General features: G+C 53.1%; 22 protein-coding genes. 7 read left to right on the plus strand and 15 right to left on the minus strand.

Translation table 11 applies throughout. The annotated features are described in order from the left end of the window. Window positions 1-79: 79 nt before the first annotated feature. Complete coding sequence (locus ACLJPQ_RS03390) at window positions 80-1,318, minus strand: zinc-dependent alcohol dehydrogenase (protein WP_000646119.1); 1,239 nt, start codon at window positions 1,316-1,318, stop codon at window positions 80-82. Between the two features lie 222 nt (window positions 1,319-1,540). Between ACLJPQ_RS03390 and uspG the strand changes: the two genes are divergently transcribed. Further along, the gene (gene uspG, locus ACLJPQ_RS03395; protein ID WP_000278499.1) at window positions 1,541-1,969 is read left to right on the plus strand and encodes a universal stress protein UspG; all 429 of its coding nucleotides are present in this window, start codon (window positions 1,541-1,543) and stop codon (window positions 1,967-1,969) included. A gap of 67 nt (window positions 1,970-2,036) precedes the next feature. On the opposite strand, the gene ACLJPQ_RS03400 is transcribed toward uspG, so the two are convergent. From ACLJPQ_RS03400 to ahpC, 6 genes are all read right to left on the minus strand, one after another. After that, entirely contained in the window at window positions 2,037-2,804 is a 768-nt protein-coding gene (locus ACLJPQ_RS03400; protein ID WP_000417104.1) for a dimethyl sulfoxide reductase anchor subunit family protein, read from the minus strand. Continuing rightward, window positions 2,804-3,361 (minus strand): 4Fe-4S dicluster domain-containing protein, encoded by a 558-nt coding sequence (locus tag ACLJPQ_RS03405; RefSeq protein ID WP_001250381.1) that lies wholly within the window; start codon window positions 3,359-3,361, stop codon window positions 2,804-2,806. The genes ACLJPQ_RS03400 and ACLJPQ_RS03405 overlap by 1 nt, the downstream gene beginning before the upstream one ends. Next, window positions 3,358-5,637 (minus strand): molybdopterin-dependent oxidoreductase, encoded by a 2,280-nt coding sequence (locus ACLJPQ_RS03410; protein WP_080184577.1) that lies wholly within the window; start codon window positions 5,635-5,637, stop codon window positions 3,358-3,360. The genes ACLJPQ_RS03405 and ACLJPQ_RS03410 overlap by 4 nt, the downstream gene beginning before the upstream one ends. Continuing rightward, window positions 5,630-6,190, minus strand: coding sequence for a molecular chaperone (locus ACLJPQ_RS03415; protein ID WP_000377445.1), 561 nt, complete (start codon window positions 6,188-6,190; stop codon window positions 5,630-5,632). Before ACLJPQ_RS03415 ends, ACLJPQ_RS03410 begins: the two co-directional genes overlap by 8 nt. A 332-nt stretch (window positions 6,191-6,522) precedes the next feature. Beyond that, window positions 6,523-8,088, minus strand: a complete 1,566-nt coding sequence (gene ahpF, locus ACLJPQ_RS03420; RefSeq protein WP_000887644.1) for an alkyl hydroperoxide reductase subunit F — start codon at window positions 8,086-8,088, stop codon at window positions 6,523-6,525. Between the two features lie 241 nt (window positions 8,089-8,329). Beyond that, window positions 8,330-8,893 carry an alkyl hydroperoxide reductase subunit C gene (gene ahpC, locus ACLJPQ_RS03425; RefSeq protein ID WP_000052802.1) on the minus strand — a complete coding sequence of 188 codons (564 nt, stop codon included), beginning with the start codon at window positions 8,891-8,893 and terminating at the stop codon, window positions 8,330-8,332. A gap of 440 nt (window positions 8,894-9,333) precedes the next feature. On the opposite strand from ahpC, the gene dsbG reads away from it, so the two are divergent. From dsbG to ACLJPQ_RS03445, 4 genes are all read left to right on the plus strand, one after another. Next, on the plus strand, window positions 9,334-10,080 hold the full coding sequence (dsbG, locus tag ACLJPQ_RS03430) for a thiol:disulfide interchange protein DsbG (RefSeq protein ID WP_000597122.1): 747 nt from the start codon (window positions 9,334-9,336) through the stop codon (window positions 10,078-10,080). Window positions 10,081-10,396: 316 nt separating this feature from the next. Further along, window positions 10,397-11,299, plus strand: coding sequence for a DNA-binding transcriptional repressor CitR (gene citR / locus ACLJPQ_RS03435; RefSeq protein WP_031605116.1), 903 nt, complete (start codon window positions 10,397-10,399; stop codon window positions 11,297-11,299). Window positions 11,300-11,464: 165 nt separating this feature from the next. After that, window positions 11,465-12,700 carry a phosphoadenosine phosphosulfate reductase gene (locus ACLJPQ_RS03440; RefSeq protein ID WP_000118142.1) on the plus strand — a complete coding sequence of 412 codons (1,236 nt, stop codon included), beginning with the start codon at window positions 11,465-11,467 and terminating at the stop codon, window positions 12,698-12,700. After that, window positions 12,673-13,290 carry an IbrB-like domain-containing protein gene (locus tag ACLJPQ_RS03445; RefSeq protein WP_001164755.1) on the plus strand — a complete coding sequence of 206 codons (618 nt, stop codon included), beginning with the start codon at window positions 12,673-12,675 and terminating at the stop codon, window positions 13,288-13,290. The genes ACLJPQ_RS03440 and ACLJPQ_RS03445 overlap by 28 nt, the downstream gene beginning before the upstream one ends. Here the strand turns inward: ACLJPQ_RS03445 and ACLJPQ_RS03450 are convergent, their stop codons facing one another. Continuing rightward, complete coding sequence (locus tag ACLJPQ_RS03450; RefSeq protein WP_047606591.1) at window positions 13,291-14,451, minus strand: pyridoxal phosphate-dependent aminotransferase; 1,161 nt, start codon at window positions 14,449-14,451, stop codon at window positions 13,291-13,293. Between the two features lie 126 nt (window positions 14,452-14,577). On the opposite strand from ACLJPQ_RS03450, the gene ACLJPQ_RS03455 reads away from it, so the two are divergent. Continuing rightward, window positions 14,578-15,666, plus strand: coding sequence for an oxidoreductase (locus ACLJPQ_RS03455; protein ID WP_001016868.1), 1,089 nt, complete (start codon window positions 14,578-14,580; stop codon window positions 15,664-15,666). A gap of 35 nt (window positions 15,667-15,701) precedes the next feature. Here ACLJPQ_RS03455 and ACLJPQ_RS03460 read toward each other — a convergent pair whose 3' ends face one another. From ACLJPQ_RS03460 to entC, 7 genes are all read right to left on the minus strand, one after another. Continuing rightward, window positions 15,702-15,899: a YbdD/YjiX family protein gene (locus ACLJPQ_RS03460; RefSeq protein WP_023206868.1), complete on the minus strand. Its 198-nt coding sequence runs from the start codon at window positions 15,897-15,899 to the stop codon at window positions 15,702-15,704. 63 nt (window positions 15,900-15,962) lie between these two features. Further along, window positions 15,963-18,068: a pyruvate/proton symporter CstA gene (cstA, locus tag ACLJPQ_RS03465; protein ID WP_080184578.1), complete on the minus strand. Its 2,106-nt coding sequence runs from the start codon at window positions 18,066-18,068 to the stop codon at window positions 15,963-15,965. Window positions 18,069-18,249: 181 nt separating this feature from the next. Then, window positions 18,250-18,663: a proofreading thioesterase EntH gene (gene entH / locus ACLJPQ_RS03470; RefSeq protein WP_000637966.1), complete on the minus strand. Its 414-nt coding sequence runs from the start codon at window positions 18,661-18,663 to the stop codon at window positions 18,250-18,252. Window positions 18,664-18,665: 2 nt separating this feature from the next. After that, complete coding sequence (gene entA / locus ACLJPQ_RS03475; protein ID WP_000145518.1) at window positions 18,666-19,421, minus strand: 2,3-dihydro-2,3-dihydroxybenzoate dehydrogenase EntA; 756 nt, start codon at window positions 19,419-19,421, stop codon at window positions 18,666-18,668. Next, entirely contained in the window at window positions 19,421-20,278 is an 858-nt protein-coding gene (locus ACLJPQ_RS03480; RefSeq protein ID WP_001007166.1) for an isochorismatase, read from the minus strand. The genes entA and ACLJPQ_RS03480 overlap by 1 nt, the downstream gene beginning before the upstream one ends. 13 nt (window positions 20,279-20,291) lie before the next feature. Further along, window positions 20,292-21,902: a (2,3-dihydroxybenzoyl)adenylate synthase EntE gene (gene entE / locus ACLJPQ_RS03485; protein ID WP_001222459.1), complete on the minus strand. Its 1,611-nt coding sequence runs from the start codon at window positions 21,900-21,902 to the stop codon at window positions 20,292-20,294. A gap of 9 nt (window positions 21,903-21,911) precedes the next feature. Next, window positions 21,912-23,087 carry an isochorismate synthase EntC gene (entC, locus tag ACLJPQ_RS03490; protein ID WP_000367596.1) on the minus strand — a complete coding sequence of 392 codons (1,176 nt, stop codon included), beginning with the start codon at window positions 23,085-23,087 and terminating at the stop codon, window positions 21,912-21,914. A gap of 307 nt (window positions 23,088-23,394) precedes the next feature. Here entC and fepB point away from each other — a divergent pair, with 307 nt between their 5' ends. After that, window positions 23,395-24,351, plus strand: a complete 957-nt coding sequence (fepB, locus tag ACLJPQ_RS03495; RefSeq protein WP_001238992.1) for a Fe2+-enterobactin ABC transporter substrate-binding protein — start codon at window positions 23,395-23,397, stop codon at window positions 24,349-24,351. Window positions 24,352-24,383: the final 32 nt, after the last annotated feature.

Raw genomic sequence — 24,383 nt, forward strand, 5'->3', positions numbered from 1 at the left:
ATCTGCATAAGCGTTAATGCGTTTACACAGAGGATGCCTGCGCATCCTCTTTCCGTTAGCCCTTTCATTTCTGCCTGCTTCAGACAACGCCGCCTGGCATCGGGTTGACTACTCCCGTCGCCTGTTTCTGCGCCGCTTGTGCCGACGTCGCTCCCGGCACCAGGATAACCTTCCGGCACTCTTCTTCGCGTTTTTCGAAAATTTCGTAGCCGCGCGCCGCCTCTTCAAACGGCATATAGTGCGTGACAATCTCCTCCGGCTTCAGCAACCCTTTTTCAATAAGCGGTAATAATTCCCCCAGCCACGCGTGAACATGGGTTTGACCCATTTTAAAAGTTAGCCCCTTATCAAAGGCGTCGCCGAATAAAAAGCCGTGAATAAAACCGGCATACACGCCGGGCACGCTGACCACGCCGCCGCGTCTGACCGCCGCGATACATTGTCGCAGCGCTTTGCCGCTGCTGCCTTCCAGTTTAAGGTTCGTCAGCACCGTCTCCGTCATGCTGCCTTTCGCTTCAAAGCCTACGGCATCAATTACCGCGTCCACGCCGCGGTGGCCTGCCGTCTGCTCGATGATTTTTTCCGCCGGATCGTTCTCATCATCGAAGTTGATCGGTATCGCGCCATAACGTTCTTCGGCGAAACGCAGGCGCCAGGCGTGGTGATCAACGACGAAGATCTGCTCCGCGCCCAGCAGTCGCGCACAGGCGATAGTCAGTAATCCTACCGGCCCTGCGCCAAAAACCGCCACGCTGGAACCTTGCTGAATCTGAGCATTTTTTGCCGCCTGCCAGGCGGTAGGCAAAATATCAGAAAGAAACAGCGCTTTATCGTCAGATAACAGCGGCGGCACCTTAAATGGACCGACATTACCTTTTGGCACGCGAACATATTCGGCCTGTCCGCCGGGAACGCCGCCATACAGATGGCTATACCCAAACAGCGCCGCCGGTGGCGGGATCTGTTTTTTATTCATCGCCGCGCCGTGTCCGTCGTTAGTGTTTTCACACGCTGAATATTGCTGTAGCCGACAGAAAAAACAGTCACCACAGGCAATGACAAACGGGATAACGACCCGATCTCCTTTTCGAATATTCTTCACATCATGTCCGGTTTCCACCACCTCGCCCATAAACTCATGGCCGAAAATATCGCCATGTTTTACCTGTGGGATCTTGCCGCGATAGAGATGCAAATCAGATCCGCAAATCGCGGTGGCGGTAACACGCAAAATGATATCGTCAGGCTGCTCAATGCCAGGATCGGGTACGTTTTCAACCTTTACGTGATGTGGACCGTGATACGTCAATGCTTTCATGCAGCCTCCGGAGTAACGGTGAATGTTGCGTTCGACTATAAAAGGGTAGCTATCCCGGAGAGACTGCCGGAAAAACAGGCGGCTTTAGGATTTTTCCTGGAAAATACACGACTTTTTTAACGTCAGGTTGTCGCAATATTTAAAATTGCCAGACAAATAGCAGAAAGAAACATTATTATATGCTTGAATAAATTCAGTATTGATTAACAGGGAGTAACGGGTATGTATAAGACAATCATTATGCCGGTTGATGTTTTTGAAATGGAACTTAGCGATAAAGCCATTCGCCACGCTGAGTTTCTGGCGCAACAGGATGGCGTCATTCATCTGTTGCATGTACTGCCTGGGTCCGCGAGCATGAGTCTGCACCGCTTTGCCGCCGACGTGCGTCGCTTTGAAGAACATTTACAGCATGAGGCGGAAACGCGTCTGCAAACGATGGTGGGACACTTCAGTATCGATCCTTCACGAATTAAAACGCATGTTCGCTTTGGTAGCGTGCGCGATGTCGTCAATGAGATGGGCGAAGAACTGGATGCGGATGTCGTGGTAATCGGTTCGCGTAATCCGTCCATCACGACACACCTGTTGGGGTCTAACGCCTCAAGCGTGGTGCGTCATGCGACGCTGCCGGTATTGGTTGTGCGTTAACCCTGGCGGCTAAAAACTGACACGCCCTGCCAGGTCGCGCCTGGCAGGGCTTTTTATTGCATCATCGTTAGTACAAATGCCCGATATTCACAATAGTACTCACCGTGTCGCCAAAAAAGACTAGCCGACTCAGAAATACGCCGACGAATAACAAGACGAACAGGAGTTTCGGGCGCGAATCACCGTGACGGCTGGCGACAAAAGCGAGCGCAAGGCAAACCAGGCTTGCCAGATAAAACGGGGAAGCCAGCCATGAACGCGCCGTCATCTGCATGACCGTTCCCCCGCTTAACCACACCAGCGGCGCCGCGATAAGTACCGCGATACACACCACAATTCCCTGGCGTAACGCAGGAACGGCAGGCCTGAGTCTTAACAGCGGAATCGCCGCGCAACCCATGACCCATACCGTAATAAAAAATAACAGCATGGTAAATCCATTAGCGATAGCTACCATCGCTGGCGCGGCGTAGGTCATCCCCTGCACCGCCACCAGTAACACGCCGAACACGGAGGCGATAAGAGCCATCGCTTTATGTCCCTTTGCCAGGAACGTTACGCCGACCGCTGCGCCAAACAACGTGGCGCCAAGGATTTCCCGACTTAACCAGGCATGTCGCAGGTTAATCAGCGCATTATAAGCGCGATCGGGATGCGCCAGATGCAGAATCGCGGCAATAGACGCCAATGCCAGCACCAGCCCGGTGGCCAACCAATAGAAACGCTGGCCTTCCACTTCACCACGCAGCGTACGCCATGTCAGTACCAAAGCCATCCCGACAGACATCTGGCTTAATACCGTAAAAAACACCAGCGGCAATTCATATTTTTCCATTACTTGTCCTCCGGCTGCTTAGGCTGGCGCGCCAGAATAAAGCGCGTTCCTGGATTGAGCTGTGGCATATGCGGGAACCCTGGCGGATACTGCACCGCATTATCGGGCACAGGATCGGCATCCAAATCGATAATCGACAAGGCGCCCACCGGGCAGGCGTTTACGCACGCCGGATTCATACCGATATCAAGACGCTCGTAGCACATACTGCATTTTTCCGCTTTACGCGTCTCTTCATTAAAACGCGGCGCGCCATAAGGACAGTTACGAATACAGTTTTTGCAGCCAATGCAGCGCTCAGGGTTATGCACCACCACCCCATCTTCACGTTTGGTATAGGCTTCGACCGGACAGGCGGCGACGCAGGCCGGATGTTCGCAGTGGTTACAGGCCAGCGAGTAAAACGCCCGCTCTTCATGTGGATAGATGTCTTTATCCAACGGATAAACGTAGCGCCAGAAGCGATCCGGCTCCAGTTGGTTAAAGCTTTTACACGCCATAGCACAGCCGCGGCAGCCGATGCACTTATCGCTATTCACTAAAAACGCACGTCTCATGCTACGGATTCCCCTTTACCGATCAATACAACGTCAGCAAACTGACTGTGGATAGCGGCGCCCGGCGCGCCAGTTTTCATCAGCCCCATATCAGCAGGCGTATCGGCCACGACGTTTTGCACGTTGTACTGCCGTTTCGGGAACCACGCTTCATACATCACCAGAAAATCTTCCGGCACGTTGGTGGTGACTTTTGCCCGCAGCTCAACTTCACCGGTGCCATTGAAAACTTTGACCAGATCGTTCTCGCTGATGCCTTTTTTCTGTGCGGAAGAAGGATGGATATAAACGAACGGTTCCGGGTAGAACACCTGCATCCAGTCCAGGTTGATAAACTGCGAGTGCAGGCCAAACTGCACGTGCGGCGTAAACAGATGGAAAGGCAGTTTGCTCTCGGCTTCCGGTTTGTATTCCGGCAGCGCGGTGTGGCCGTTTTTCTCCGCCAGTTCAGATTTAAATTCATACTTGCCTGACGGCGTTTTGAACTTGCGATCGTACCAGGCGGCAGAGCTTGGCAGGATCGCTTTTTTTGGCCCGTCCAGCAGATCGTCCCAGGACGAGATGCCGAACATTTTCGCCATACCGTCGTTGAACTCCTGATCCAGCCAGCGCTTGTGATCGAACTCTTGCGGGAAGGTACAGGAACCCGGCGCCATCTTATTAATGGTGCGCGACAGCATGGTAGCGATTTCGAGATCGCATTTTGCTTCATACATCGGCTTAATCGCCGGCTGATTAATGGAAAGCCAGTAGTGCCAGTAAGAAGCATCCACGTTCCACTCTTCAAACGCGGTGGTAACGGGCAGCACGATATCAGCGTGTTGCACCGTTTCGTTGAAGAACTGATCGGCGCAGACCACCATTTCCAGTTTTTCAAACGCTTTTTTCATCTTACTGCGATCGAAATCCTGGGCAAACGGGTTTTTACAGGCGACCCACAGCATACGAACCGGCGGATCGTTGGCCTCCAGAATCCCCTGCGCCGTCTGGTTGATATTCAGAGAGCGATCGGAGTACTGCACGACGTCGCTGCCAGCGGCAGCCCCGAATTCACTGGTGGTGCCCGCCGCTCCCGGTATGCCAATAGCGCCCACCGGCGGCTTCTGCAGCATGGCGTTGTAGTTAAAACCCCAGGTGTGCAGATGACCATAACGCGCGCCGCCGCCTTCGACACCGATGTTGCCGGTCATAGCGACAAAGGCGTCGATAGCGCGAACGTTGGCGCCGCCGTTGACATGACGCTGCATCCCGTAACCAATCCAGACCGTGGCCGGCTTAACCGCCGTAAACTCTTCCGCCAGCTGGCGAATGACATCCGCAGACAGGCCGCAGATTTCTGCCGCCCACTCCACGGTGACGTTATTGCGCAGATAGGCTTCAAATTCCGGATAGCCATGAGCGTCGTTGTTGACAAAATCCTGATCCACCAGGCCTTTATCCACCAGGTGGCGCGCCATCCCCAGCGCCAGCGCGCCGTCTGAGCCTGGCCGTACGCGCAGGTAGAGATCGGCTTTGGCGGCAGTCTGCGACAGCAGCGGGTCGATAACCACGACCTTCGCCCCTTTCTCGCGCGCCTGATAGATGTACTTCATGCTGTGCATTGAGCACCAGGCCGGGTTGGCGCCCCAGATAATGATGTATTTCGCTTTCACCATATCTTCCGGGTCGTTACACCACATGTCGCCCATGTCGTAGTTTTGCGCGTCGATGCCGGCAGGCCAGCACGGCGTACCGGCAAAACGGGTGGTATAGCCAAGCGAGGACATCATCCCTTCAACGGCATAGTTCAGCACGCCAAACTTACCGGAATATTTGGTCAGCGCCAGACCGAGCATAGAACCGTCTTTTTTCTTAATCTCCAGCATCTTGGCGGCAATGCGCTGCATCGCCTCTTCCCATGAGATGCGACGCCAGTTGCCGCTACCGCGAACGTCCTGCGCCATGGGATATTTAATACGATCGGGGCTATAAACCCGGCGCGGATAGCTTAACCCTTTGACGCAAGGGGTACCGTGAGTAAATGTTGATTCCGGCGCGCCTTCCACGAAAGTAATGACCCCGTCCTTTACCCACGTCTTGAGGCTACAGGTGTCATAGCAGTTACGCGGACACGCGTTACGATAAATTTTGTACATTTTAGGGTTAAAGGGAACAGGCGGCTGCGCAAGCGCGCATCGGGAGGTCAGTAATCCTCCGGGTAAAGCCGCAACGGCGCCCAGTGCCACTATCCCCTTTAAAAAAGAACGTCTGTTCAGATGTCCCGTCTCATTACTCATATTGATACTCTCGTTTTAATTCATCAAGCCAATAAAATAAGATGTCCGCCACCGTATATAACGTGGTCGTTTGTGCATGAGTTTTTATTTTTTCGATATATAATGGCACCCACTTTGTTAAATAGTTATTGATATATTGAGTGAGAGTAGATCGGTATTGTGACGTTTGCCGGGTATTAACCAGTAATAGTGTGGTCAACTCCAGAACGCAGGAAATATGATCGTCAGGAATATTGCTCTCCTGATTAACCGATAATCCCAACGCTGCCATAAACTCCCGTATCTCCAGCGTCGCCTTTCCCATCACCAGCGCATCCTCTTCCAGATACACTGAAGCGAAAGGCGCAGCCAGCAGCTTGCCAGGACCGACGAATAGCGCATTAAAGTCATACTCCGCCTCCAGCCACGCTCGGTCGGTAAGGTTTACCGCAGCAGTGGGATTTAATCTCACGTAGGCAGATTTCAGTGAACGACTATCATGAGAATTAAAAAAATCACGCAATGTAAGCCCTGTTTTTTCTAATTCCGTCAGTGATTCATAGATTGAATCCATGAATAAATAACCTCACATACAAATGCAACATAAATCAAGAAAAAAGAATGGGCATTTTAACGGAAGCGCTTAATCTTTCTTTGATAAAAAAACAGAAAAATTCCCGTTAAATCCGTAGAAGACTTTTTTATTGTTTCAAAGTTTAAAAACAGAAGACCGTTGAAATAAAAAACCGTCTGTTATTAACAGACGGTTTCAGAGTATTGATAATGAAGAAGGTGTTTTACCCGGTGGCGTTCCCCAGGCATAAACGCCGCAGGCCCGAATAGCTTACACTATCGGGCCGTTTACGATGGCCAGTTAACTGGCCTTGCAGGTGTGCTTACTTCTTTTTATGCGATTTTGGTGCGAATCAGATAATCAAAGGCGCTCAACGAGGCTTTCGCCCCTTCGCCTGTGGCGATGATAATCTGTTTGTAAGGAACGGTGGTACAATCGCCTGCGGCGAAGACGCCCTTAACGCTGGTTTCACATTTGGCGTCAATAATGATCTCGCCCATGCGGTTACGCTCAAGCGCGCCTTCCAGCCAGTGGGTATTCGGCAACAGACCAATCTGCACAAAAATCCCTGCCAGCGCGACACTATGAATATCGCCGCTGACACGGTCACGATACTCCAGCCCCACCACTTTCGAACCGTCGCCCTTCACTTCTGTCGTTTGCGCATTCAAAATGATATCGACATTTTTCAGGCTACGCACTTTGTCCTGTAGCACCTGATCCGCCTTCATCTCCGGCGCAAATTCCAGCAACGTAACGTGTTCTACAATACCTGCCAGATCGATAGCCGCTTCAACGCCGGAGTTGCCGCCGCCGATGACCGCCACACGCTTCCCTTTAAATAACGGACCGTCGCAGTGCGGACAATAGGTGACGCCTTTGGTGCGATACTGATCCTCGCCCGGCACATTCATATTGCGCCATTTCGCGCCGGTGGCGATGATGATACTGCGCGCTTTCAATACTGCGCCGGACGCCGTTTCAATCTGATGCAGGCCGCCTTCTGTTGCGGCCGGAACCAGTTTACTTGCGCTCTGGCTGTCGATAACGTCAACGTCGTAATCGCTGACATGCGCTTTCAGCGCGCCCGCCAGTTTCTGGCCTTCGGTTTTCGGCACCGAGATATAGTTTTCGATATCCACGGTATCCAGCACCTGACCGCCGAAGCGCTCGCCCATCAGACCGGTACGGATGCCTTTGCGCGCCGAGTAGACCGCCGCCGCCGCGCCCGCCGGGCCGGAGCCGACAATCAGCACGTCATACGCATCGCGTTTGTTCAGCGCTTCCGCCGCGCGTTTTTCTGCGCCAGTATCCACTTTAGCGACAATCTCGGTCAGAGTCATACGTCCCTGGCCGAACTCTTTACCGTTAACAAATACCGCCGGAACACCCATCACGTTACGTTCGGTGATTTCGTTCTGGAAGGTGCCGCCATCAATTGCCGTATGTTTAATACGCGGGTTCAGCACCGCCATCAGGTTCAGCGCCTGCACTACGTCCGGGCAGTTATGACAGGAGAGTGAATAATAAGTTTCGAATTCAAAATCGCCGTCAATATCGCGAATCTGCTCCAGCAGCGACTGCGCTTCTTTTGATGGATGACCGCCGGTCCACAGCAGCGCCAAAACCAGCGAGGTAAATTCGTGGCCCAGCGGAGAACCGGCAAAGCGCGGCCCCTGCTGAGAACCTGGATTCGTAATCAGGAAAGACGGCTTGCGCACCGGCAGAGTATTGTCTTCTTTAAACGTGACTTTGTCGGACAGCTCGGCGATTTCAGCCAGCAGTTCCTTGATTTCCGCCGATTTAGCGCTGTCATCCAGCGTGGCAATCAGCTCAACAGGTTTGGTCAGTTTCTCAAGGTAAGCCCTGAGCTGGGTTTTCATATTTGTGTCGAGCATTCTTCTTCCCTCTCTGAAAACATCATCATGCAAGCCGACTTCGCGGGACTGCATTAATGCAACTTGCGTCATGGTGCTGAAATGAAATGGGCGCGGGTGCGCCCATGACTGAAACAATTTCCAAAGTATTTCACGTCAGAGTAAGGCGGCTAGCCTGAGAATCCCCGGGAGCTTACTGAAGTAAGTGACCGGGGTGAGCAGGCGACGCCAACGCTGCTATGGCGTGAAAGACGACGGAAATTTAGATTTTACCGACCAGGTCTAAAGATGGAGCCAGAGTCGCTTCGCCTTCTTTCCATTTCGCCGGGCATACTTCGCCTGGGTGAGCGGCAACGTACTGTGCTGCTTTAATTTTACGCAGCAGGTCAGACGCGTCACGGCCGATACCTTCAGCGGTAACTTCGATCGCCTGGATGATACCCTGCGGGTCAACAACAAAGGTCGCACGGTCTGCCAGACCTTCATCTTCACGCATGTTGTCGAAGTTACGGGTCAGGGCGCCAGTCGGGTCGCCGATCATCGCATATTTGATTTTTGCGATAGTTTCAGAGCTGCTGTGCCATGCTTTGTGCGTGAAGTGAGTATCGGTTGAGACGGAATAAACGTCTACGCCCAGCTTCTGCAGTTCTTCGTAATGGTCGGCAACGTCACCCAGTTCAGTCGGGCAAACAAAGGTAAAATCGGCCGGGTAGAAGAAGAAGACGCTCCAGCGGCCTTCGGTATCTTTCTCGGTGACTTCAATGAATTCACCGTTTTTGAACGCCTGGTTTTTGAAAGGTTTGATTTTGGTGTTAATTAAGGACATCTATACTTCCTCCGTGTTTTCGTTGAGGAGTAAGTTAACGAAATTTTGCTGATTCGGCTAATGCGTTTCCATTATCAAATCAATAAGCGTTAACTAACAACCCGATTCGGGCGACATTGTGAACACTGCGCCCTGTCAGCCATCTAAAGTAAAAAGGCCGCCTGACAGGCGGCCCCATTACCTGAACTACCCGTAGGTAACTTCAGAGCCAGTACGACTCGTCTTGCAAATTACAGACGTATTGTCTGCAACTCGAAATCCATAGCGTATATGCTGGCTAAGTGTTGCGCTCTACATTACCTTAACAAAGGCTGTAACAGCGAAAAGGATTACATCACCCCAGCATAGAAAGGGCAATCCCGGCACGCCAGCTCTTACCTATGTCTGTGATAGGCATCATCATTAATACTCTTTTCGCTTTGATCTTAAAAGGAAAAAATATGATTAAACGTACACTGCTGCTTGCTATGCTGCCCATTCTCGCCCACGCGGAAGAACTGCCTGCGCCGGTAAAAGCCATTGAAAAACAGGGCATAACAATCCTGAAATCCTTCGAGGCGCCGGGGGGCATGAAGGGCTATCTCGGAAAGTATCAGGATATGGGCGTCACGATTTACCTGACGCCGGACGGTAAACACGCGATTTCCGGCTATATGTATAATGAAAAAGGTGAAAATCTTAGCAACGCCCTGATAGAAAAAGAGATCTATGCACCGGCCGGACGTGAAATGTGGCAGAAAATGGAAAAAGCGTCATGGATACTCGACGGTAAAAAAGACGCGCCGGTGGTGCTGTATGTCTTCGCCGACCCTTTCTGCCCCTATTGTAAGCAGTTTTGGCAGCAAGCTCGCCCGTGGGTCGAATCCGGCAAGGTACAATTACGTACGTTACTGGTCGGCGTGATTAAACCGGAAAGCCCGGCCACAGCCGCAGCGATTTTAGCCGCGAAAGACCCGGCGAAAACCTGGCATGACTATGAAGCCTCCGCAGGAAAGATGAAGCTGGAGGTTCCGGCGTCCATCCCCCCGGCGCAGATGAAAGTCATTAATCAGAATCAGCAGTTAATGGACGATCTTGGCGCTAACGCGACGCCAGCAATTTATTACATGAATAAAGATAAGATTTTGCAACAGGTTGTGGGTTTACCGGAAAAAGCGCAACTGGACGCCATGATGGGGCAGCCTTAACGCAGAAATTAGCAAGGCAGAAGCATAACCGTACCCCGCCCGATAGCGCTGCGTTTGTCGGGCCAACCTCTTCCTGGCATTAACGCGACGCCAGACCAGCATGTCATCCGGCACAGCCTTTTTAGACTAACGGCGTGATTATAAAAGTGTACGTTATGTCCGCCTTTACTGTGATTATTTACTCGCTAAAATATTCATAACTGTGGTATTTTAGTTTAAATAAACTCTACATTAAGTTTAATAAACATAATTCTGGTAAATTATTGAGATTAAGTCATAATCATGGAAGATACCATGATAATGCCGGGAAGATACTATGGCTAACCTTTACGACCTGAAAAAATTTGATCTTAACTTGTTGGTTATATTTGAATGTATCTATCAACATTTAAGCATTAGCAAAGCAGCAGAAACACTCTATATTACACCTTCTGCTGTAAGCCAGTCATTACAACGCCTGCGCACGCAATTCAACGACCCTCTATTTATTCGTTCAGGTAAAGGAATTACGCCTACCGTAACAGGCATTAATTTACATTATCATTTAGAAAATAACCTTAACAGCCTGGAACAAACTATTAATATAATGAATCAGTCCAGCCTGAAGAAAAAGTTTATTATCTACAGCCCACAGCTGTTGATCACCCAATATGTGATGAAATTAGTTAAATATATCCGCAAAGATCCACAGGTTGAAATTGAACATCACGACATTTTGACCACTGACGAACTGCCTGAAGATCTTCTTGCCTACCGCAAAGCAGATGTTGTGGTTTCAATGGCCCCACTGAATAATCGTTCTATTGTTTGTACTCACTTTAATAGGCTAGAATGTATTCTGGTTTGCAGTGAAAATCATCCCCGACTAGGCGACACCGCCACTATCGACGAAATTCTACAAGAGTCATTTACACAACTCGTCTCCCGGGCAACCGGTATGAAAGAATATCATTCACTTATGGATGATGTGCTGGGGGAAAGAATAATTGGTTTAAGAAGCAAATCGCTGATGACCATCGCCAACGCCATCAGCTCCACGGAGCTTATTGGTTTTTTACCACAAACATTTGTTGACTATTACTCTTCCTCTATCAAACTTAAAAAAGTCACCACACCTTTTACCATTGCTCCCATACAATTTTATCTTATGTATAATAGGGCTTCGCTGAATAATAGCGGATTTGCTGAGCTCATTGAGCACATCACAAAAAAGCATTAATAAGAAGGTCAGATAACAGGTGTTAATATAAATTCAATGTATGTATTTATATAATGTATTTATTTAATAAATATAATAAAGCATTGCAAGTTCATCTAATCCGCTTATCCTTTATGTTAATTATTTCGAATATACTGTAGTTAACACATCGGAGACTATCCAGAGATGTCGGTTTATAAAGTTCCGCTTGAGCAAAATGTTCTGGAAGCGGCTCAAGAGCGTATAATGTGGACCCTGGAAACCTTACCCCGGGTCTGCGTCTCATTTTCTGGTGGTAAAGATTCAGGACTTATGCTGCACCTGACGGCAACGTTGGCGCGCAAAATGAATAAAAAGATCCACGTTCTCTTCATTGACTGGGAAGCGCAATTCTCCTGTACCATCGCCTATATTGAATCATTACGTGAATATTACGCGGACGTTATTGAGCGTTTTTATTGGGTCGCATTACCCTTAACCACACAAAATTCCCTTTCACAATACCAGCCGGAGTGGCAGTGTTGGCAGCCGGGTACCGACTGGGTACGACAACCGCCAGAAGATGCGATTACCGATCCGGCCTTTTTTTCCTTTTATCAACAAGGCATGACCTTTGAACAGTTCGTTCGCGATTTTGCCGACTGGTTTTCAGAAAAACGTCCTGCCGCTATGCTGGTCGGTATTCGTTCCGACGAATCCTATAACCGATTTGCCGCTATCGCTAACTCGCATAAGCTGCGCTTTGCCGACGATAAGCCCTGGACCACGTTAGCCCCTAAGGGGCACACCTGGTATATCTATCCCATCTATGACTGGAAAACCGCAGATATCTGGACCTGGTTCGCCAAAACAGGTAAACCCTGTAACCCTTTGTATAATTTGATGTATCAGGCTGGCGTACCGCCCCGCTACATGCGTATTTGCGAACCGTTCGGCCCGGAACAACGACAGGGGTTATGGCTGTATCATGTTATCGAACCTGAGCGCTGGGCGGCCATGTGCGCCAGAGTCAGTGGCGCACTCAGCGGGGGAATATACGCCGGACAAGACAGCCATTTTTACGGCCACCGGAAAATTTTAAAACCCGATCACCTTAACTGGGAAGAGTACGCGCTGCTCCTGCTACACAGTATGCCTGAAGTCACTGCCGAACATTACCGTAATAAAATCGCCGTTTATTTGCAGTGGTATAAGAAAAAAGGCATGAACACTATTCCACAGACGCAGCATGGCGATATCGGATCGCGCGATATTCCGTCGTGGCGACGGATCTGCAAAGTATTACTGAACAATGATTACTGGTGCCGGGCGCTGTCATTCAGTCCGACAAAACCTAAGAATTACCAGCGTTATAACGAACGTATGAAAGCTAAACGCCAGGAATGGGGGATCTTATGCAACACCGACTCACAACCGAAATAACTCACTTTCTCTCTGAACTGCCTGAAGAGGAGAGGATCGCCGCCATTAATGAATTTAGAATGGCGATACATAGCGTTAGTCCTTTTCGCGATGAGCCTGTCGATTGTGTCCTGTGGGTGAAAAACGATCATATTTCGCCTAATGACTACAACCCGAATAACGTTGCGCCGCCGGAGAAAAAACTGCTGCTTAAATCGATTGAACAAGATGGGTTTACTCAGCCGATCGTGGTGGTAAAGGCCGATGCGGAGGAGTACGAGATTGTGGACGGTTTTCACCGTCATGAGCTGGGCAAAGGAAAAGCGGCCCTGAAAAGGCGTCTGAAAGGCTACCTGCCGATAACGTGTCTGGACAGAGAACGTCACGAACGCATGGCGGCAACCATTCGGCATAACCGCGCGCGCGGGCGTCACCAGATCCACGCCATGTCAGAAATCGTGCGCGAACTTTCTCTGCTAGGCTGGGACGAGAGCAAAATCGGCCAGGAGTTAGGTATGGACGCCGATGAAGTCCTGCGCCTGAAACAGATCAACGGCCTGCAGGAGCTTTTTGCAGACCGTCGATTCTCCAGAGCGTGGACGGTTAAATAACTACAGTTTACACAGGCGCTCTGCGGCGGCCAGCAGCGTTGATTCCTGTTTAGCGAAACATAAACGTATAAGCTGATGCGGGAAAGGGGCGGCGCAAAAGACAGAAAGCGGAATAGCGGCGACACCGACTTCTTCGGTTAGCCACTGACAAAACTCAACGTCATTTAGCGTCGACACTGCGCTGTAATCGATTAACAGAAAATAGGTACCTTCACAGGGCAGCACTTTTAATCGGCTTTGCGCCAGCGCGTTAACCAGCACATCGCGTTTTTTCCGGTAAAAATCGGGTAACGCGCGATAGTGTTCCGGCGCGGCGCGCAGCATATCCGCCAGCGCCAGTTGCGCCGGCGTATTGACGCAAAACGTCAGGTACTGGTGAACTTTGCGTATTTCGGCGCTAATGGCCGCAGGCGCAACGCAGTAACCAATCTTCCATCCCGTCATATGAAAGGTTTTACCAAACGATGAAACGGCAACCGCCCGCTCTCGTAACTGAGGGTGCGCCAGTACGCTGGCATGACCTTCGACGGCAAAACAAATATGTTCGTACACTTCATCGCTTAATACATAAATTTCCCGCTCGCCGATAGCCTGCCACAGCGCCTCGATATCCGCCTGGCGCCAGACGGTAGCGGTGGGATTATGCGGCGTATTGAGGATCACCAGTCGCGTGCGCTCGCTAAGCAACGCCGAAAACGCCTGCCAGTCGACGCGAAAATGCGGCGGCGTAAGCGCTATGCGTTTTAACACGCCGCCGGAGAGCGCCACGGCCGGGGCATAGCTGTCGTAACTGGGATCGAAACAGATAACCTCATCCCCTGCCCGCACCAGCGCGGTAATCGCCGCGTACAACGCTTCTGTCGCGCCCGCTGTGACGGTGATATCACTGACGTCATCGGGTCGATAACCATATATTTCCGCCGTTTTATCGGCTATGGCCTCCCTCAGCGCCTGCGCGCCCGTCATCGGCGCATATTGATTCGCGCCCTGCGCGACATGATAAGCCAACCGCTCGTGCAAATAAGAAGGACCATCAAAATCAGGGAAGCCTTGCGATAAATTTATTGCCTGATGTTTCTGCGCCAGCGCGCTCATTTGCGTAAAAATCGTGGTGCCAAGATTGGGCAATTTGCTTTTTGGAATCAGTGGGTTATTTCTCATTATCTTCATACCCGCCAGTGATGTGGTTATTGACACACTATCACAGGGTGTTAGTATTTGGCAATCAAGACGTTTAGATGTCTAAATATAATAACAGCGGTGAGAAGACCCTAAGGACAACACAACATGAACCACACTGAAATCCGCGTCGTTACCGGCCCGGCGAATTATTTTTCCCATGCCGGAAGCCTCGGAAGACTGACAGACTTTTTCACGCCGGAACAGCTTTCCCACGCCGTTTGGGTGTACGGCGAACGCGCGATTGCCGCCGCCCGGCCTTACCTGCCGGAAGCGTTTGAACGTGCTGGCGCAAAACATCTGCAGTTTACCGGCCATTGTAGCGAACGCCATGTTGCCCAACTGGCGCACGCCTGCAACGACGATCGTCAGGTGGTGATAGGCGTCGGCGGCGGCGCGCTGCTCGATACCGCCAAAGCGCTCGCCCGCCGTCTGGCGCTGCCGTTTGTCGCTATCCCGACCATCGCGGCGACCTGCGCCGCCTGGACACCGCTTTCCGTCTGGTATAACGACGCGGGACAGGCGTTACAGTTCGAAATTTTTGATGATGCCAATTTTCTGGTGCTGGTCGAACCGCGCATTATTCTGCAGGCGCCCGATGACTATCTGTTAGCTGGCATTGGCGATACGCTGGCGAAATGGTATGAAGCCGTTGTGCTTGCGCCGCAGCCTGAAACGTTACCTTTGACCGTAAGACTGGGCATTAACAGCGCGTGCGCTATTCGCGATCTCCTGCTGGACAGCAGCGAACAAGCATTAGCGGATAAACAGCAGCGTCGGCTGACCCAGGCATTTTGCGACGTAGTGGATGCGATTATCGCTGGCGGCGGTATGGTCGGCGGCCTTGGGGAACGCTATACCCGTGTCGCCGCCGCCCATGCGGTACACAACGGTCTGACCGTCCTGCCGCAAACGGAAAAATTCCTGCACGGAACGAAAGTGGCTTATGGCATTCTGGTGCAAAGCGCGCTACTGGGACAAGATGACGTGCTGGCGCAATTGATTGCAGCGTACCGGCGATTTCATCTACCGGCCCGGCTTAGCGAACTGGACGTGGATATTCATAACACCGCCGAGATCGATAGGGTAATCGCGCATACCCTGCGCCCGGTCGAATCCATCCACTATTTACCGGTGACGTTAACGCCAGACACCCTGCGTGCGGCGTTTGAAAAAGTTGAATTTTTCAGAATATAGCCTGGTGACGTTGCGTTTATCAGGCCTGGCAACACTCAGCAGCAACGCGCGCCGCCTTTTCCACCATAGCGCGCATCCTGCCGCTCGCGGAAAAATTCTTCATAGGTCATCGGCGTCTGCTCCGGATGCGTTATGCGCATATGTTCCACATAGTTGTCGTAGTCTGGCACGCCAATCATCATTTTTGCGGCCTGTCCCAGATATTTTCCGGCTTTCGAAAGCGTATCGAACATTGTTGTCACCTGTCATCCAAATGCCCTCTCCTTATTCTGGAGAGGGCTATTGATGAAAAAAGATTAGTGCGCGCCTTTCGCCTGCGTCACGATCTCATCCACATTTTCCGGCATCGGCTCATACGGCGTTTCATTCGCCGTCGGTTTATCAATCTTCAGAGCGGCCAGCGCCGTCTTAATAGAGAAGACCGCCAGCACCACGACCACCACCATAAAGAAGATGGTTAGCCCGGCATCCAGACGGTTATTGAATACCAATTGCGCGAGCTGCGATTCGGTGTACTGCGGCGGAATATTGCCGCTGTCGATCATCGCCTGGAACTTATTGGCAATGGCCAGGAAGCCGATTTTCGCATCCGGACTAAACGCTTTCTGCCAGCCCGCCGTCAGCGTACAAATCAGCAGCCAGGCCGTCGGCACCAGCGCGACCCACGCATAACGCTGACGCTTCATTTTGAACAGTACCACGGCGCAAAGCATCAGCGCCATGCCCGCCAGCATCTGGTTAGCGATGCCAAACAGCGGCCACAGGGTGTTAATACCGCCCAACGGATCGACCACGCCCTGATGGAGGAAATACCCCCACGCCAGCACGCACAATGCCGTAGCAAGCAGGTTCGCTGGCAGCGAATCGGTACGTTTCAGCCCTGGCGACACTACGCCCAACAAATCCTGCAACATAAAGCGCGCCGCACGGGTACCCGCATCCACTGCCGTCAGAATAAACAGCGCTTCAAACAGAATGGCGAAGTGATACCAGAACGCCACATCCATCATACCGCCCAACGCGCCATGTAAAATGTAGGCCATCCCTACCGCCAGCGTTGGCGCACCGCCTGCGCGGGAGATAATGGATTGTTCGCCGACTTCATTGGCAATCTGGTGTAACGTATCCGGCGTGATAGCGAAACCCCAACTACTGACCACCTGCGCGGCAGAAGCCACGACATCCGCTGTCCCCGCTGGCGCCAGTACCGCCATCGGGCTATTCATCGCGAAGTAAACGCCCGGATCGATAATACAGGCGGAGACCAGCGCCATAATGGCGACGAAAGATTCCATTAACATCCCGCCGTAGCCGATAAAGCAGGCCTGGCCTTCGTTGGCCAACATCTTCGGCGTCGTGCCGGAGGAGATGAGCGCATGGAAACCGGAGACCGCGCCGCAGGCAATGGTAATAAACAGGAACGGGAACAGGTCGCCCGTCCAGACCGGTCCGGTACCATCAACAAATTTGGTCAGCGCCGGCATAGTCAGCGTCGGACGCATGATCAGAATCCCGACCGCCAGACCGACAATCGTACCAATTTTCAGGAAGGTAGATAGGTAATCACGCGGCGCGAGCAGCAGCCAGACCGGCAGTACCGCCGCGACAAAACCATACCCCACCAGCATCCAGGTAAGCTGCACGCCAGTAAAATCAAAGTACGGCGCCCAGGTTGGGCTTGCCGCCACCCATCCGCCGGAAATAATAGCGAAAATAAGAAATACCAGCCCAATGACCGACACCTCGCCGATGCGCCCCGGACGCAGATAACGCAGGTAGATGCCCATAAAAATCGCCAGTGGAATAGTGAACGCGACAGTGTACGTTCCCCACGGGCTATGGGTCAGCGCTTTCACCACGATCATCGCCAGGACGGCCAGAATGATCACCATGATCATAAAGCAGGCTACCAGCGCGATCACCCCTGCCGTCGCGCCCATCTCCTCTTTAACCAGCTCGCCAAGCGAACGCCCATCGCGCCGGGTCGAGACGAACAGCACCATAAAGTCCTGCACCGCTCCCGCCAGCACGACGCCCGCCAGCAGCCAGATCATCCCCGGCAGATAGCCCATCTGCGCCGCCAGTACCGGCCCGACCAGCGGACCTGCGCCAGCAATGGCCGCAAAATGGTGACCGAACAGCACTTTTTTATCGGTCGGGACATAATCCAGACCATCATTATGACGTACCGCGGGCGTCATACGCGTTGGGTCAACCGCCAGCACTTTTTTGGCGATATAGAGCCCATAAAAACGATACGCAATAAGATAGACACAGACCGACGCCACCACGATCCATAGCGCGTTGATCTGTTCCCCACGATTTAACGCAATATAGCCCAGGGCAAACGCACCCAATACTGAGAGCGCTATCCAGACGAGGTATTTCCCTGATTTATTCATAGTTGTTGTCCGTTTGGGTGTTCCAGAGAGATGTTACATTTTGTTTCTATAACACCTTTACCGTAATTAACAACACAACAACATGATAAAACCGTATCGTTACCCATTTTTTACATTACAGTGTTAACCAGATCACTTCCTTTCTTCGTTGACGCTGCAATTGCATTTTACTTTGCCAGAACTATCCCATTACCGCCGTTCCCAGGCGACAGGTGCAGCAGCGCCTCCCCTGCTCGTCAAAGAGCGTAATTTCCCAGCTTTGATTCTGCCGCCCCAGATGCAGCGGCAGGCAAACGCCGCGTACTTTCCCCTGCGAGACGGCGCGGTGGTGGGTGGCGTTTAACTCGGTCCCGACCACGCACTGTCCGTCGCGGGTCATCAGATAACCCGCCATTGATCCTAACGTCTCCGCCAGCGCTGCCGATGCGCCGCCGTGTAGCAGACCAAACGGTTGATGAGTGCGGGCATCGACGGGCATTTCCGCCTCCAGCACGTCATCGCCCAGACGGGTGTAAACAATGCCCAGATGCGCCACCAGCGTGTTCTGACTGGTAGCGTTCAATTCATCCAGCGTTAAATGCCGTTTCCAGATCATCGTCAGGCTCCCAATGTTGAACCGCCGTCCACCACGATATCCTGCAAGGTAATGTGGCTGGCCAGATCGGAGGCAAGAAACAAAATGGTATTGGCTATCTCCTGCGGACGGGCGATTTTACCGAGCGGTATGCCGAGCTTAAACTGTTCGCCGAAACCGCGAATGCGCTGCTGTTCGGCATCTTCACTCACCCATAACGTGCGCTGCATATCGGTGTCGGTCGAGCCAGGCGACACCACATTACAGCGCACCCCACAGCCCGCCAGCTCCAGCCCTACGGTTAGCGCCAGGCTTTTCAGCGCCGCTTTAGAGGCGCCGTAAGCGCTCATACCGATACGCGGCGTATGCGCCGCATCTGAGGCTACGGTGACAATCGCCCCTCCCTGCTGACGGCGAAACTGCGCCATCGTCTGCGAAAACAGGTTAAATGCCCCGCCCACATTGACCGCAAACGTCTGCTGCCAGTCGTCGACGCTAAGCGCATCGGTCGCTCCCATACGCAAAATACCGGCGGCGTTGACCAGCACATCCAGCCGCGGCGTTTTTTGCAACACACGCTGGCACACCTGCGCAACCTGTGCGGCATCCGCCACATCCATGACTTCGGTAGCAAAGGGATAATTCTCTTGCGTAAATTCGCGATCGAAGCCGATCACCCGCGCCCCGGCGTCGACAAACGCCAGCGCCGTCGCGTAACCGATCCCTTTCCCCGCCCCGGTCACCCATACCGTTTTGTCTGAAAAATCAAAGCCGGTCATTACTCTACCCCGCGAGAAAGCAGCGCCCACCAGGCGTCAATGGTCGGGTTTTTCGCCAGCATCACGAAGTCGATATCGCCGTGTACTTTACGCCAGCGCGCTGCCAGCCCCATCATGCGTACTGAATCCAGGCCATAATCAATCAGGTTTTCATCATCCAGCGGCTCGTCGGTCTCATCCAGCAACGGCAGAATCAACGCCCGCAGCGCCGCTTTACTGGCAGGAACCGGCGTCGGCAGCAGCGACTCGGTCATGACGACGCGACCGGAACGCCCCGCCACATAGTTCAGCGCCATCAGATGCTCTTCCCGGCTGAAATCCGCCAGCGCATCCGCCACCATAAACGGCTTAATGTCGCGCATAAACGCATCGGTAGCGGTGGTCATACAGCCAATATGCGCATACACGCCGGTAATGATGAGCTGATTGCGTCCGGTATCTTTTAACATCTGTTCCAGCGGCGAGCGGTGAAACGCGCTATAGCGCCACTTCACCAGCACCGTATCTGCCTCATCCGGCGTTAAGGCTTCTACCACCTTCTGCTGTTCCGGAGAGCGCGTCAGTCCCGGCCCCCACATATCATTGAGTAACGCGCGATCTTCATCGCTTTGCTCTTTCGGCTGAGCGGTGTAATAGACCGGGATATGATGTTCCTTACAGTACTGGCGCAGAGCGGCGATATTGGCAATCACCTGGTCCATCATTGGGCAGTTGCGGCCCCAAAAGCTGACAAAGTAATCCTGCATATCGTGGATGAGCAGCGCCGCGCGCTCCGGCTCAAATGCCCAGTTCACTTTGTTGGTCGGGATATCCAGTGCGGTGGGCAGCGCGTAAGACTGTAGTTTTGGAATGGCCATCTCTCTTTCTCCTTCAGAGCGGTGAACGTGACGCCAACCGCTGGCGTAATTGTTTTTTATCGACTTTACCAACCGGCGTCAGCGGCAGTGACGCAACGCACTCCACGCGATCCGGTAATTTAAATTCCGCCACGCCCTGCTCTCGCAGGAAACGGCGTACCTGTACCGCTCGCAGCGGCTCTTTTACCACCAGATATGCGCAACTTTTTTCCCCCAGCAGTTCATCTTCCATGCTGACCAGCGCCGCATGGATCACCGCCGGGTGGCGCAGTAACAGGTTTTCTATCTCTTCGGCGGCTATCTTCTCGCCGCCCCGATTGATCTGATCTTTTTCACGCCCGTGAACGGTGATGTAGCCGTCTTGATCAATGGAGATCAGATCGCCGGAACAGTAAAAACCGTTGGCGTCAAAGGCGCTGGCATTGTGTTGCGGACTGTTGAAATAGCCGCGAAAAGTATAGGGGCCGCGCGTCATCAGACGACCAATCTCGCCCGGCGGCAACGGATTCCCGTCAGCATCCGCCACCCACACTTCGTCGTCCGGACACATGGGTCTTCCCTGGGTATTGATAATCCGTTCCGGACTATCGTCCAGCCGGGTATAGTTCACTAACCCTTCCGCCATGCCGAAGACCTGCTGCAACTGACAGCCAATTTCAGCCGGAATACGGGCGGCCAGCGTCGCAGAAAGCCGCGCGCCGCCGACCTGCAATAACCTTAATGACGCCAGCGGCGCATTGCCGCCCCACTCCTGGATAGCCTGTAGCCATAGACTGACCGCGGGCGGCACCAGCGCCGTGGCATTAATCTGGTGTTTTTCGATCAGCGGGAAACAGAGCGTGGCGCTGGGATCGGTCGCCAGCACTACCGTTCCTTTGGCGAGAAAAACGCCCAGCGCGCCCGGCGAACTCATGGCGTAGTTATGCGCGGCGGGAATCGCGCACAGAAAACGCGTCTCCTCGTTGAAACCGCAAATCTCATTGCTGCGGCGCACGCTGTAGTAATAGTCGTTATGGGTACGGGGAATAAGCTTTGGCGTGCCGGTAGTACCGCCGGAAAGCTGAAAGTAGGCCACTTCGTCAGCAGGTGATGGCGTGGCGGTGAAATCTTCCGCCGCCTGCCGCATCGCCGCGTCCAGGCTGTGATCGCCGTCGTCGTTGCGCAATAACACCACCCGCACAGAGCGGTGTTCAGCCACAAACGTGTTGAGAAAGTCCTCCCCGGCGAACAGCGTATGTTGGCGATCGGCAATCACCAGCGTCGGCGCGATCTGCATCGCATAGGCGTTAAGTTCGGTACGTTGATGGCTAAACAGCGCTAGAACGGGCGCTACGCCAAGCTTCAACAGGGCGAAAAAGGTGATATACAGTTCCGGTACATTCCCCAGTTGCACCAGAGCGGTTTCGCCAGGTTTGATGCCCTGACGGCGTAAATAGCAGGCCAGATTATCCGCGGCCTGGTTGAGCTGGCGATAGCTGAATGCGCGCTCGCCTTCAATGACCGCCGTCTTGTCGCTGTCAGCGTGGCGGGTCAGAATATCGGTCAACGGCACGTCTTGCCAGTAGCCTTTTTCACGATAACGGCGGGCAAATTCATCCGGCCAACGGGTGAAAGGTATACGCATCATCGTTCCTTAATGCAGTCCAAAAACGTTCAACATTGTAGAGAGCTTGACGCCGGTTTCCCGCCACTCGCCGACTGGCGAAGAGGCAGGGACAATCCCGGCGCCGGCGAACAGGCGCACCTGATTACCGTGCAATTTCGCACAACGAATCGTCACTACCCACTCGCCGTTTCCTTCGGCGTCGCACCAGCCGACAATGCCGCCAAACAGTTCACGATCGAACGGTTCCAGTTCAGCAATCAGCTTTTTCGCGACCTGATGGGGGAAACCGCTTAACGCAGGCGTTGGATGCAGCAGACAGGCCAGCGTCAGCGCGTTTTCTCCGGCGTTGGCCTTGCCCTCAAACGGCGTACCGAGATGCCATAGCGTCGGCGTGGTGATCAACTGCGGAGAGGAAGGTAATTGCAGTTCCGTGCTGCGATCGCGCAGGATCTGCTTCATCGCCTGCGTCACCAGCTCATGTTCATGCCGATCTTTTTGTGAAGCCAGCAGTCGGTTTCCCGCCTCGCGATCCAGAACGTCATCCGGCTGCCGGCGTGCCGAGCCTGCTAACGGCAGCGAACTAAACCGCTCGCCCTCTTTGCGTAGCAGCAATTCGGGGCTGGCGCCCAGCAGAACGCCGCCATCCGCCAGCGGCACATGGAAGTTGTAACTAACTGGATTCTGCGCAACCAGCCGCTCCAGCAATGCTCCGCTATCCACCGCCACATCAGTGGTGATATCTATTAGCCGGGAAAGCACCACTTTATCGACGTCTGGCGTGGCGGTCAGCATAGCCGCGCGTGCGACCATCGCTTCAAAAGCATCCTGCTCCGGAATCGCCTTTCGCGCCGTCACCGTCAGCGGCTGATGGTCAGTAAAATAACGCGCCGTGCGCTGCTTTTGCTGGCGAGAAAAGGACTGCCACGCCATCGGGATAAATAGCGACGACGGCTGACGGGTATCAAAGGGGATCGCCCCCACCAGGATAGGGTTGGCGATGCCCTGCGATTTGGCCTCGGCAAACTGCTGGCGCAATTTCTGCTGGAAAGGGCTATCCGGCGAATCTCCGGCAACCGCAGGCTCGGTATAACGGGCGAAGCACCCGGAAGTGGTAAAACTGCGATACGGCGACATGAAGAAAAAGCGATCGGGAGCAAGCGTTGCCATTGTCTCCTGAGCGTCCTCGGCCAGTGACATATCCATATCATCCTCCAATGATAAAGGCTTATATACACTTCATCTTTCAAGCTGCCTCTTTGTTGGCTGCGCTCAGAAACCCCGGTCACACAGTGATCTATGCCCGCGGGGATTCTTCCCTTGCCGTCGCGATGCTTCTTGAATGATTTTGTGTATAATAATGATTATTATTTCTATTTTTAGTGCGCTAACCTAAGAGTAAAACGTCGCTCTGTCAACTCTGGTCATGAGTTAAATGGCACTAAGGCTTGCATCTCGCTGCCGCTGACATGAAAATGAGAAGCATTAACTTTATTAATAACAGGACGCTATTGTGAGACTCCCCGCCTTTTATCGTTGGCTGCTTTTAGTGGTTGGTTTATCAATTTCAGGAATATCCTTAGCCCAGGACGCCGGTTGGCCCCGGCAAATTCAGGACAGCCGCGGCGTTCATACTCTGGACCACAAACCCGCGCGTATCGTCTCTACCAGCGTGACGTTGACAGGCTCGCTGCTGGCGATTGATGCGCCCGTCGTCGCCAGCGGGGCCACTACGCCGAATAACCGCTTTGCCGACGATCAAGGGTTTATGCGCCAGTGGAGCGACGTAGCAAAGGCTCGCCATGTCGCCCGGCTGTACATCGGCGAACCGAATGCCGAAACGGTCGCCGCGCAAATGCCGGATCTCATTTTGATTAGCGCCACCGGCGGCGACTCCGCGCTGGCGCTTTACGATCAGCTCTCCGCTATCGCGCCGACGCTCGTCATCAATTATGACGATAAAAGCTGGCAGAGTTTGCTCACGCAGCTTGGCGAGATCACCGGTCAGGAGAAACAGGCCGCCGCGCGAATAGCGGAATTTGAGGCGCAACTGACGACGGTTAAACAGCGAATCGCCCTGCCGCCGCAGCCGGTTAGCGCGCTGGTGTATACCCCTGCCGCGCATAGCGCCAATCTGTGGACGCCAGAATCAGCACAAGGCAAGCTATTGACGCAGTTAGGCTTTACGCTGGCGACATTGCCCCGAGGGCTGCAAACCAGCAAAAGCCAGGGTAAGCGCCACGATATCATTCAGCTTGGCGGTGAAAATCTGGCCGCCGGGTTAAACGGCGAATCTCTTTTCCTGTTTGCCGGCGACAACAAAGATGTCGCGGCCCTTTACGCCAATCCGCTGCTGGCGCACCTGCCAGCGGTGCAAAATAAGCGCGTCTATGCCCTGGGTACGGAGACGTTCCGTCTGGATTATTACAGCGCAACGTTGTTGCTTAACCGGCTGGCCGCCCTGTTTTAGCCTTATCGGAGTCTTATCCGACTGACTAGACC

It is taken from the genome of Salmonella sp. SAL04213 (genome assembly GCF_046550535.1).
Lineage (GTDB): Bacteria > Pseudomonadota > Gammaproteobacteria > Enterobacterales > Enterobacteriaceae > Salmonella > Salmonella enterica.